Genomic DNA, 12666 nt, shown 5'->3' with positions numbered 1-12666 from the left:
CTTTACAAGAAACAGCAGGCAAAAAAATGAACTCATTAAGAAGGCAGAAGAAAATCTGGAGAAAACCAGAAATGAGTTTTTTAATCTGGAAAACAGCCTGGAACGTTGCCTTTCTGAAATTAAACTAAATGAAGAGAAAATTCAGAATTTATTAAACAATATTGAACGTATTGAAAAAGAAATAAAGGAAATAAATACAAAATCATATGGAATTTCCAGGGAAATATTACATAAGAAGGACAAGCTTAATGAATTATATCAAGAACATGAAAAATGCTCAAGGGAGCTTGCTGAATATGAAGAGCAAATGAAAGCCCAGCAACTACTTCTTGGAGAAAGTGAAAAGTTTATTGAGTCCTATAAATCAACCCTGATTGATAAAATGAATGCTTTGTCTGACAAAAAGCTGCAGATTAATAGTTTCAATTCTTTTATAAGCAATATTAATAAGAATCATAATTCGGTAGATAATGAAATAAAGCAGCTTACATTAGACAAAGATGAACAGACCCAAAAATATAATGAGCTTACCAATACAGTATTTAAATCAGCAGAAGAACTAAAGTCTTTAAAATCCGATATGGAAGTAATTTTAAGAAAAAAAGATGAATTAGACTCAGAATTAGATGAATATAGAAAACTACAAAATGCAGTAAAATCTGAAATTCAGGTAAAGTCCTCCAGATATAAGCTACTTAATGAAATGGAGAAAAATCTTGAAGGCTATAACAAAAGTGTTCGGGCAGTACTACAGTTCTGCAAGAAATCACCGGACTTTGGGCAAGGTATTCATGGCGCTTTAGCACAACTGCTAAAGGTCGACAAAAAATATGAAATTGCGATTGAAATGGCCTTGGGAGGAGCTCTTCAAAATATAGTTACTACTAGTGAGGAGGATGCCAAAAAGGCTATTGAAAAGTTAAAGGAAACCAAAATGGGTAGAGCAACATTTTTACCTATTACTTCTGTAAAAGGTAGCTATATGGCAGAAAATATATTATCCAGGTTGACGAATTATAAAGGTTTTTGCGGAATTGCTTCGGATTTGATAACCTATTCAAGAGAGTATAAGGGAATTATGCTTAGTCTGCTGGGAAAAGTTGTTGTAGTTGATAATCTCGATACTGGTATTGCTATTTCAAGAGATTTTAAAAACAGTTTTAAAATTGTTACTCTTGAAGGTGATATTATAAGTACATCAGGGTCTATGACCGGAGGTAGCGTAGAGAATAAAGGAGTTGGAATTTTAAGCAGAAACAGGGAAATTGAAGAGTTGCAAGAAAATATGGAAAAACTTCATAAGAAAGAATTAGCTCTTGAAGGTAATATTTCAGCCATAATAAATGAAATTAAAGAGAATAAAGAAAAATTAATAAAAATTGAAAATAATATTAAGAACTGCCAACTGGCACTTGTAAGAGATGAAAGCCATTTGTCTCAGGTTAAAGACAATATTGAGAGAATTTCTTCCAGAATTGAAATGCTGATTAATGAGAAAAATGAACTTATACAGCAAGAGAAAAAGGCTTCAGAGGAATTGGAGAAATATTCAGAAGATTTAAGAATAATAGAACAGGAAATAAATGACATTAAAAAAGTAATTGAAGAGCATCAGGATAAACATAAAGAAGAGCAATCTTTACGTGATGAACTCTCAAATAGTATTACAAATTATAAAATAAAATTAAATTCAATTTCAGAAAGCATAAATAATATCAATGAGACAATAAGCAGGTTATTATCAGAAAAAGAGGCTTTAACAAACAGCTATAATCATAAAATGGCTGAGAAGAGCAGAAATGCCGAAGAGATTGAAAGTATTAAGCAGACTATTGAAGGACTCAAGCTGCAGATGAAAAATTATCAGGAAGAAAAAACAGGACGGAATTTTCAGATTGAAAGACTTATTGGAGTAAAAAAAGAACTGGAAGAAGAATTACAGGAAATGTCTGAAAAGATTAATGACGCTAATAAAAACCTGATTTTATTGCAAGAAGAGCTTGGAAGGATTGAATTAAAAAGGTCAAAGACCGAAATGGAGATTGAGGCAATCCAAACCCGTATGTGGGATGAATATGAAATAACCTATAATAATGCGTTAACCATGAAAAAAGACATTGGTTCCATTTCACAGGCCCAGAAAGCAATAAACATGTACAGAACTCAAATTAAAGAATTAGGTCCTGTTAACTTGTCGTCAATAGAAGACTATATAAAAACAAAAGAACGTTATGAGTTCATGGTAGCTCAGTGTATTGATATGGAGAATGCAATAAATAAATTAAACCGTGTAATATATGAAATGACTGCTATAATGAAGAAACAATTTACTGAACAATTTAAAATTATTAATGATAACTTCAATGAAGTATTTAAGCAGTTGTTTGGAGGAGGGAGGGCGCGCCTGATCCTTTCTGATGAGGATAATGTACTTGAGTCAGGAATAGAAATAGAAGCCCAGCCTCCTGGAAAAAGATTACAAAACCTTATGTTGTTGTCAGGGGGGGAAAGAGCATTTACCGCTATTGCATTATTATTTGCTATTTTGCGGTTACGGCCGGTTCCTTTCTGTGTTTTAGATGAGATTGAAGCAGCTCTTGATGAAGCAAATGTATATAGGTTTTTAGAGTACCTTAAGTTGCTTTCAGGGCAGACACAATTTATAATGATTACACACAGAAAAGGGACCATGGAAGGCTCTGACAGGCTCTATGGGGTTACAATGGAGGAGCATGGAATTTCTAAGGTTGTATCCATAAAAATTAATGATAATATAAATGATAGCAAAGCAGGATGAAATTCAACCAAGGGAGGATATTGAATGAGTTTTTTTAGCAGGCTTAAAGAGGGATTACTAAAAACTAAAAAAAGCGTTACCGAAAAAATCGATCAGGTTTTAGTTTCTTTTGGTAAAATTGATGAGGATCTGTTTGATGAATTAGAAGAGATATTAATTATTTCAGATGTAGGGACAAAGGCTACGCAAAATATAATATCATGGCTAAAAAATAAAGTTAAAGAAGATAAAATTACAGATCCCATGAAGGTAAAAACCTTGTTAAAAGAAAAATTAATTGATATATTGGGTGATGGGAATACAAGCCTTAATTTAAGCACAACTCCTTCAGTTATTACAGTGATAGGTGTTAACGGAGTTGGAAAAACAACTTCCATAGGCAAAATAGCTAGTCAGCTCAAACAGCAAGGCAAAAAAGTAATTCTGGCTGCTGGTGATACTTTCAGGGCTGCAGCAATTGAACAACTGGAAATCTGGGCCAACCGTGTGGGAGTTGATCTGATAAAACAGTCTGCAGGATCAGACCCTGCGGCTGTAATATATGATGCTATTCAGGCTGCAAAAGCACGTAAAGCCGATGTTCTTATATGTGACACTGCAGGAAGGCTTCACACCAAGAAGAATCTGATGGATGAGCTGCAAAAGGTAGCAAGGGTAATTCGCAGAGAGCTGCCTGAAGCTAGTTGTGAAACTTTATTGGTTCTTGATGCAACTACAGGCCAGAATGCCATATCACAGGCTAAAACTTTCAACGAAACTGCAGATATTACGGGTATTGTCCTTACAAAGCTTGATGGAACTGCAAAAGGCGGCATAGTTATTGCGGTAAAATCAGAACTGGATATTCCTGTGAAGTTAATAGGTGTTGGAGAAAAAATTGATGATTTGCAGGAATTCAATGCAAGAGAATTCGTTGAAGCGTTATTTGAGTAAATAATATTATTAAAATTACAAATACACTTTATATAGATATTTTAAGACAAATATTAATATGGAATGACACATTAAAAGTAAAAACAACTCCTTAACATCAAGATTTTATAACAGAGTTTTGTATAGGGAGTTGTTATTTTTATATTAATTTTAGCTTCAAACAGATTTCTGTTTACAAAATATTTTTATGCTATAATAAAAGGGAAATCAAAAAAAGATTCAATTAGACAAAATAATAATTTTGTATAATAGGGAGTATCATTCGGCAAGGGGTATACTATGAATACTATTATGGACGAAAAACCATTAATATTATCTGATTTTCTAAGTTATATGGAAACAATCAAAGGCAAATCAAAAAATACCGTTAATGAATATTTTTATGATTTAAGGACTTTTTTGCGTTTTATAAAAGTTCATAAAAATCTTGTTAAATTAGATAATCAAGATGATTTTGATAAAATTTCTATTGCAGATGTTGATGCTAAATTACTTGAGTCTATTACTTTAAGCGACCTTTACGCTTTTATGTCTTATTTAAGCCGTGAACGTAACAACAGTGCCAGTGCCAGAGCCCGTAAAGTTGCTTCCTTGAAATCTTTTTTCAACTATTTATGTAACAAAGCCGGTTTGCTTAAGTATAATCCTGCCAGTGAGCTTGAATCTCCGAAAATTCTAAAGAGATTACCTAAATATTTAAATATCGAAGAAAGCAAAAAGCTGCTTTATTCAATAGATGGCGAACACCGTGAACGAGATTATGCAATTATTACCTTGTTTTTAAATTGCGGTTTAAGATTATCTGAATTAACAGGAATTGATCTTAATAAAATTAAAAAAGATACACTAACAGTTATTGGTAAAGGTGGAAAAGAACGTACTATATACCTGAATAATGCGTGCAAAATCGCACTGGAGAACTACCTTAAGGTACGCCCGGTTGATGGTGTCAAGGACAGAAACGCTCTATTCCTCAGTAAAAGAAAACAAAGGATTAGTAAAAAAACTGTCCAGCATATTGTAAAAAAATATATAGCTGCTTCAGGACTTGATCCGGAAAAGTATTCCACCCATAAGCTGAGGCACACTGCCGCCACCCTAATGTACAGATACGGAAATGTAGATATAAGGTCCCTGCAGGAAATCCTTGGCCATGAAAGTGTTTCTACAACAGAAATATATACACATGTAAATAACCAGCAGTTAAAAAAAGCTGTAGACAGCAATCCCCTGTCTGATGTATCTATTTATAAAGATAATGATAATAAATAATTAAAAGTATTAAAAATTGATTAACATTCCTGTTAAGTATTGGTTACAGGTTGATTTTGATATTTACATGCTGATTTTATTTAATTATAATATGTAAAGACTTAATTAGAATACTGTAAATTATAGACTGTGAGGAAAAAATGATTTTACGAAAATATTATTTTACTGTAAGTATGATTGTTTCTATAATTTTATTTATATTTGGGGCGTATATACTTTTTTATATAAATAGTATAAGTTCTTCCGAGGTTTACCATTCAATTTCAGATGATAATATGTGGGGTAGCCTTCTTAAGCCTTTTGTTTTTGGAAAAGACCCTATAAATTTTTTAGTTCTCGTTGGCGATAAATCAGAAGCAAATACAGATACTATACTTCTTGTTAATTATGATCCCTCAAAAACAAAATTAAGCATTATGTCTTTACCAAGGGATACACGAGTTAACGTCAGCGGTATGAGCATACCTAAAATTAACGGGATATTTGCCAGAAAAAATGGGCCCAAACTGCTTATGGACACTGTTTCTGAGCTTCTAAATGTAAAGGTAAGTTATTACGTTTATTTGAACATATCTACCTTCAGGCAGATTATAGATTTGCTTGGAGGAATAGATTACTATGTTCCGGTTGATATGGACTATGATGATCCTCTGCAGAATCTTCATATTCATTTGAAAAAAGGCCAGCAGATCCTGGATGGAGAAAAAGCTGAACAATTTTTAAGGTTCAGACACCCTAACGGCTCTTATTCCGAGGAAATGCTTAAATACTATGACGGCTCAGATCTAAAAAGGATTGAGGCTCAGCAAAATTTTATAAAAGAAGTTATAAGGCAAAAGGCAAATATTATTTACCTTCCAAAACTAAATGAAATTATTAACGTGGTATATGATAATCTGGAGACTAATATAACACTAACGGAAGTTTTTAATCTTACCAGAGGTATTACCAACTTTAGTCTGGATAATGTCAGCTTTTTTACATTACCTGGCGAATCTAAAGTAATTGATGGAGTATGGTACTATATTCATAATGCAGAAGAGACTGAAAAAATAATATCTGAGAACTTTATTTCAGATATTAGTTATAACAATCTTGAAAACAAGACTAATAAAAACAATAAAAATAATCAGTCTTCAGGAAATCAAGTGCCTCAAAAGAATAATGCCCAACCATCAACTTCGCCAAATTCAACTCCATTCGGTAATTCAGAAAATGATAAGGTTGTGGAAAACAACGGGGAAACCAATGATGATACGGACAGTGAAACCAATGCTGTAGTTGATGTAACAAAAGATAATCCTTCTAACAGCGAAACTTCAATCGAAGGCTCCCCTATTCCCCTACCTTAATATTTTGTTAATTAACAGTATTTTATTAATTAACACTATATAAATAATAACTGATTAAATAATAACTGATATTGCTAATTTAATTTATTATTATTTTTCTAATTTCAGATAAAGGCTTTATAAGAATAATATGGAGGATTAATTGAAATGTTTGACAATCATATGCATTCATTTCTTTCTTTTGACAGTGACATGGACTTATATAAAGCTTGTGAAACCGCTTTAAAAAAAGGGTTAAACGGGATAGCTTTTACTGATCATCTGGACTATGACTTTCCTGGATATGAAGATGTATCAGTAATTGATTTTGACAAATATATGAAATATATGGATTTACTTAAGAATCAATATGAACCAGGACTTAAAATAATTAAGGGTATTGAAGTTGGAATTCAACCACATGTTATAAATAAAACTTTGGAGACAGTTAATAAATATGAATTCGATCTTATTATTGCTTCAATACATGTAGTAGATGGCAAGGACCCATATGAAAAAGGTTTTTATGATAATTTGCCTAAAAATAAGATATATTCCCGGTACCTGGAATTAATTTTATTTATGATAAATAACTATTCTAATTATGATATTGTTGGTCATTTCGATTTTATAATAAGGAAGGCCAATTATTATGACAGGTCGTTGAAATATGCTGATTATAGCGATTTGTTTGATGCTATTCTGAAAAAAATAGTAAGTGACGGAAAAGGTTTTGAGATAAACACCAGATCTTATTTAAACAGAAATGATGGAAAGCCAGTACCTGTATATGATAAAAATATATTGCTGCGTTATAAAGAATTAGGTGGTGAAATTATCACTTTAGGTTCTGATTCTCATAGCGAAGAGCATATAGGCTACAAATTTGAGGATTTCAGCAAACTCCTGCTTGATTCCGGCTTTAAGTATGTTGCCCATTACGAAAACAGAAAGCCGGTGTTTACACGTCTTTAAGTTTGAAAATTATACCTCAGTGTGATTATTTTTCCATAGAGCATGAATTATAAAATGTTCCTGTTAATTAATTAATGAATAAGTCCATGGAATTGTAGCAAAATATCACAAGGAGGTGATTGCTTTGGCAGTACAACTAAGCCAAAAAGAAAGAATGCTTTTAGAAGATCAAAAAAGCCATGAAGAGATATGTATACAAAAATATAACAATTATGCAAATCAAACTCAGGACCCACAATTAAAGCAGTTATTTAAAAACTATGCAAAACAGGAACAGGAGCATTATAACACAATTAATCAAATATTAAGTGGTCAGGTCCCGAATATGGCACAACAGCAAGGTAAGCAGAATCAACAGAATCAGCAGAACCAGCAATATCAGCAAACCCAAGCACAGTCAGGCATGAATAACCAAAATGATGCTGCTCTTTGCTCAGATATGTTAATGGCTGAAAAGTATGTATCAAGTGCGTACAATACTGCCATCTTTGAATTTACAGATACTAATATAAGGCAGGTCCTGAACCATATCCAAAAAGAAGAACAGCAACATGGAGAAGGTATTTTCAACTATATGAAAAGTAAAGGCTTATATAACGTTCAGTAAGCCCATTATGTGAATATGGTTAGTTTACAGCTCCTTCTTAGCACAGTTAATTAAGCTAAGAAGGAGTGGCTGTTTTTTTATGGCATTTGTTCAATGTTTCTTTTTGCAAAGCTGTTCATTCGCTTGTATATTACTTTCATGCGGTGCTGTGCATCTTCTCGAGGCTCAGTATCAACAGGTTCAATAGGTTTCCCTACATGAAGGGTCATTACTGGTTTTTTTCGTATCAATCTATATACTCTTTTGGGCGGTTCAAAAGTGATTATCATTGGGACAATTGGAACACGGGCTTGAGCAGCCAAATAAAAAGCTCCTTTCTTAAAACTCCGCAAACAGGTATCATATGGCCTCACTATCCCTTCAGGAAATAAATGCACTATATGATTTTTTCTTAATAGAAATTCCATTTCGTTAAAGAATGTTTTTACTTCACTGATATTTTCCGGGATAGGCACACCTCCAAGTATTCGTACTATTTTCCCCGGCCAAAGAGACTTTATATTTTTTGTAAAGGTTGGGAAAGTGGCTTTCCTCGGAAAAAGCGCCAGAGCCACCATAACACTGTCCAGAAAATGCACATGATTACAAACCGTTACTGCACTGCGTAGTCCTTTAAGATTCTCTTTTCCTCGGATTCTGGCTCCCAGGACAACATGCATCCAAAATTTCATAAGAGGTATGGCAAAACATGTATAGAATAATCGGGAAAACAATTTGAACAATAAGCCCTTGGCATATTCGTTCTTATCTCGTTTTCCGGATAAAGATGAATACATGATTTCCATTCTTCTCACGCTATTTTCCGGAGAATCTTGTTCATTTGATATGACATGAAGCCATGCTTTGTATCCATGTGCGCGAAGCTGTGCAGCGACAGATTTAGATAGACAATGAATATGTGAAAAATTCCGGTAAAAAAGCCAGCGTATTATATTTTCAGGCTCATTGTAAAATCCGGCAACAGCAGGAATAGCTGACCGTTTAGCTGCTTTATATACTTTTTTTCCAAGAATCGAAGGCTGGCAGATATGTACAACATTTGCTCCGGATAAAGCCTTATTAATATTCATAGCAGACAATTTATATTCTCTTCTGCAAAACAAACTGGCAAGAGGAAGCTTCAGTTTTAATACATGGAATATTTCATAACTGTTTTCCCGATTCTTTTGGCCTGTTAGCTCATCATCATACGTAATAATTCGAATCTTATGCCCCCTGTTTGACAGCTTTTCTGCAAAATCCTTCACTGAAAAGTCAGATATATCTCCGTCAGCATGAAAGTTATTTGCGACAAGTACAATAACCATCTTTCCCAATCCAAGTGTATAATTGCCTGGATAAAACACTTCCTTGTTTGATTTTATTTCTCATCTAATAAAAATATATTAGATGAATCTGAAAATTTTCCTGCTTGGTGTTATATTATCTGAAACATTATATGGAACTTCTCTTGGAGAATATCCCAGTGAAAGAAATCCGTCCGTATTCTGTTATAACTATTTATAGAAACAATTTGTTTCGTCTCTGCTAGTTTTCAAGAACAGTAGATGTAAGTTGTAGCTTGTATAAGCATATTACTGTTGTTATACTCATATATTATTGGGTTGAACGAAATTGATCATTGTTGCGCTGGAGTCATTTTTGCCCATACAGTATAATTATATTGTCTTACTTAATGAAAAAGCCTTGATAAAATTTCTCTCTATCAAGGCTATCATATATATAACCACATTACAAATTCTTTCAACAATACTATACATTAAACTAGATATTAGACTAGATATTAAATTAGTAAAACAACCACCTTATCTATCCTATATTTTCAAAATCTACCACCGCTATTTCGCCGGTGTCCTGACTATTGTGCCTCCGCCTACAACAATATCACCATCATAGAACACTACAGACTGACCAGGTGTGATGGCTCTTTGAGGAGAATCAAACACTACTTTCACTTCACCATTCTCCATAGGGAAAATGGTTGCATCTGCTTCTTTTGCTGTATATCGTGTTTTAGCAGTTACCTTCATTTCTTTATCCAGCTTTTCAATTGAAATAAAATTTAAATCATTGGCAACCAAGCTGTCTGAAAAAACCTGGGTTTCATCTCCCAGAACCACCTCATTTTTTTCAGCATCAATATCTATAACATACATTGGCTTTCCAAAGGTTATTCCTAAGCCTTTTCTCTGACCTATTGTATAATAGATTATTCCCTTATGCCTTCCGAGCACATTACCATCTTTATCAACAAAGTTACCAGGTTTGACTTTGCCTGGACAGCTTTCTGATATGAACCTTCCATAGTTGTTGTCCTCAACAAAGCAGATTTCCTGGCTGTCAGGTTTATGAGCAACGCTAATGCCAATGTTTTCTGCGATTTTTCTTATTTCTTCCTTAGTGTAGTCCCCTACCGGAGTCAATATCCTCTCAAGTTGATACTGAGTTAAGTTATACAATGCATAGCTCTGGTCTTTTTTTTCTGTAACTGATTTTTTTAGTAAATATCTGCCTCTGCCGGAATCATATTTAATTCTGGCGTAATGACCTGTAGCCACCTTATCCATGCCCATAGCAACAGCTTTTCTCAATAAGGCGTCGAATTTCACATACCTGTTACATGAAATGCAAGGATTAGGTGTTCTGCCCTGAAAATACTCATCGATAAAGTAATTAATAACTTTATCAGCAAATATGTCTTTCATGTTTAAAACATAATATGGTATACCAAGCTTATTGGCAACCCTTCTGGCATCATCAACAGCAGATAAGGAACAGCATCCTCCTTCAATTCTGTTTGCCATGCCGGAATCCTGCCATATTTGCATGGTTACACCGATTACCTCATATCCTTGTTCAAGCAATAGAGCGGCTGCGACAGAACTGTCCACGCCACCGCTCATTGCTACCATAACTTTCCCTTTTGCCATCCTATAACCGCCATTCCTATGATTATTTACCTCTACACATTAATCAATCTATTCAGATCTATTCATCAGTAGTATGATGATGGATGTCATCACATCTTCTGCTGCAGGCAAAACCATCATCTTCAACAGGGATACCTTTTTTTGCTTTATAATCATTTATAGCTGCCCTTATGGCTTCTTCAGCCAGATTAGAGCAGTGCATTTTTATAGGTGGCAATCCATCCAAAGCGTCTGCCACTGTTTTATTTGTAATCTTTAAAGCTTCATCTATGGTTTTTCCTTTAATCAATTCAGTAGCCATACTGCTTGTGGCAATTGCGGCTCCACAACCAAAGGTCTTAAACTTTGCATCTTTTATAATATTATCTTCTATTTTCAAGTACATTTTCATTATATCGCCGCATTTAGGGTTTCCAACCTGGCCTACTCCATCTGCATTTTCTATTTCTCCAACATTTCTGGGATTCATAAAATGGTCCATTACTTTTTCGCTATACATTTTTCCCCCTCCTTCATTAAATTATTTCATATAGCGGAGACATCTTTCTTAGTTTCTCAACTATTGGAGGCAATACTTCCAATAAGTAGTCAACATCTTCCTGGGTATTTTCTTCACCGAATGTTAATCTTAGAGAACCATGGGCAATTTCATGGGGAAGTCCAATAGCCAGCAACACATGTGAAGGATCAAGAGAACCAGATGTGCATGCCGATCCACTGGATGCAGCAATACCCTTCATGTCCAGCATTAAAAGTAATGACTCTCCTTCAATATATTCAAATGAAAAGTTTACATTGCCCGGGAGCCTGCTGGTCCTGTGTCCGTTCAGTCGGACGAAAGGAACTCTCTTCATTATCTCATCTATTGTTCTATCCCTTAATTCAATAAGCTTCTTATTATACTCCTTCATGTTGCTTGTTGCGATTTCTATTGCTTTACCAAGGCCTACTATACCTGCAACATTTTCAGTACTTGCCCTTTTTCCCCTCTCTTGAGCTCCACCATGCATAAAGGATCCGATTTTTGTACCTCTCCTTATATATAAAGCTCCTATACCTTTTGGACCATAGAATTTATGAGCAGAAAGGGACAACATATCAACATTCAGAGCTTCTACGTCAACTTCCAGATTGCCCACTGCTTGCACCGCGTCAGTGTGGAAGTAAACATTTTTTTCTCTTGTAATTTTACCTATTTCTGCAATAGGTTGGATTGTGCCGATTTCATTGTTGGCAAACATTATTGAAACCAGGATGGTATCCGGTCTTATTGCTTTTTCAACCTGTTCCGGTGATACCTGTCCATATTCGTCAACAGGAAGATAAGTCACTTCAAAGCCATTTTTCTCAAGATATTGGCATGTATGCAAAACTGCATGATGTTCTATAGCAGTTGTAATGATATGCTTTCCTTTATCCTTGTTGGCAAATGCTATACCCTTGACTGCCCAGTTGTCTGCTTCTGTTCCTGAGCCAGTGAAAAATATTTCCTTTGGTTGAGCACCTAATGCTTTTGCAACTTTTTCTCTGGCTTCCTCAACGGCCATTTTGCTTTCCCTTCCGATTGAATACACAGTAGAAGGATTGCCATATTTAGTAGTTAGGTATGGCATCATTGCTTCCAATACTTCCGGTTTTAAAGCAGTAGTAGCTGAATGATCCATATATATAAATCTTTTTTCCATGTATATTCCTCCCAGCTTTAAAAAAGCATTACTATTAATTTATTTATTTCCCTAAATATCAGCTAATTAAACATTCAAACATTTAATTAAATAAATGTTTGAATTAATAGATTCAAATAAATTTAAGTTTTATTGC

Annotated in this window: 10 protein-coding genes; 6 read left to right on the top strand and 4 right to left on the bottom strand. The window is 34.2% G+C overall.

The window, feature by feature from the left end; all coding sequences use genetic code 11:
- The 6 genes from smc to GXX20_03800 all read left to right on the top strand — a co-directional run.
- The coding region (gene smc / locus GXX20_03825; protein ID HHW30792.1) for a chromosome segregation protein SMC at nucleotides 1-2797 on the top strand (2797 nt) is incomplete at its 5' end.
- A 24-nt stretch (nucleotides 2798-2821) separates the two neighbouring features.
- Entirely contained in the window at nucleotides 2822-3730 is a 909-nt protein-coding gene (ftsY, locus tag GXX20_03820; GenBank protein ID HHW30791.1) for a signal recognition particle-docking protein FtsY, read from the top strand.
- A 279-nt stretch (nucleotides 3731-4009) separates the two neighbouring features.
- Nucleotides 4010-5002, top strand: a complete 993-nt coding sequence (locus GXX20_03815; protein ID HHW30790.1) for a tyrosine recombinase XerC — start codon at nucleotides 4010-4012, stop codon at nucleotides 5000-5002.
- A gap of 140 nt (nucleotides 5003-5142) precedes the next feature.
- Nucleotides 5143-6354, top strand: coding sequence for an LCP family protein (locus GXX20_03810; protein ID HHW30789.1), 1212 nt, complete (start codon nucleotides 5143-5145; stop codon nucleotides 6352-6354).
- Between the two features lie 147 nt (nucleotides 6355-6501).
- Nucleotides 6502-7308 carry a histidinol-phosphatase HisJ family protein gene (locus GXX20_03805; GenBank protein ID HHW30788.1) on the top strand — a complete coding sequence of 269 codons (807 nt, stop codon included), beginning with the start codon at nucleotides 6502-6504 and terminating at the stop codon, nucleotides 7306-7308.
- A 124-nt stretch (nucleotides 7309-7432) separates the two neighbouring features.
- Complete coding sequence (locus tag GXX20_03800; protein HHW30787.1) at nucleotides 7433-7915, top strand: spore coat protein; 483 nt, start codon at nucleotides 7433-7435, stop codon at nucleotides 7913-7915.
- 77 nt (nucleotides 7916-7992) lie between these two features.
- Here the strand turns inward: GXX20_03800 and GXX20_03795 are convergent, their stop codons facing one another.
- From GXX20_03795 to nifS, 4 genes are all read right to left on the bottom strand, one after another.
- Nucleotides 7993-9222 (bottom strand): glycosyltransferase, encoded by a 1230-nt coding sequence (locus tag GXX20_03795; GenBank protein HHW30786.1) that lies wholly within the window; start codon nucleotides 9220-9222, stop codon nucleotides 7993-7995.
- Between the two features lie 531 nt (nucleotides 9223-9753).
- Entirely contained in the window at nucleotides 9754-10845 is a 1092-nt protein-coding gene (gene mnmA, locus GXX20_03790) for a tRNA 2-thiouridine(34) synthase MnmA (GenBank protein ID HHW30785.1), read from the bottom strand.
- Nucleotides 10846-10903: 58 nt separating this feature from the next.
- Nucleotides 10904-11344, bottom strand: coding sequence for a Fe-S cluster assembly scaffold protein NifU (gene nifU / locus GXX20_03785; protein HHW30784.1), 441 nt, complete (start codon nucleotides 11342-11344; stop codon nucleotides 10904-10906).
- A 16-nt stretch (nucleotides 11345-11360) separates the two neighbouring features.
- Nucleotides 11361-12530: a cysteine desulfurase NifS gene (nifS, locus tag GXX20_03780; GenBank protein HHW30783.1), complete on the bottom strand. Its 1170-nt coding sequence runs from the start codon at nucleotides 12528-12530 to the stop codon at nucleotides 11361-11363.
- Between the last annotated feature and the right edge of the window lie 136 nt (nucleotides 12531-12666).

It is taken from the genome of Clostridiaceae bacterium (genome assembly GCA_012840395.1).
Lineage (GTDB): Bacteria > Bacillota > Clostridia > Acetivibrionales > DULL01 > DULL01.
Note: the sequence above shows the minus strand (reverse complement) of the source record. Positions and strands in the feature narration are given on the sequence as shown.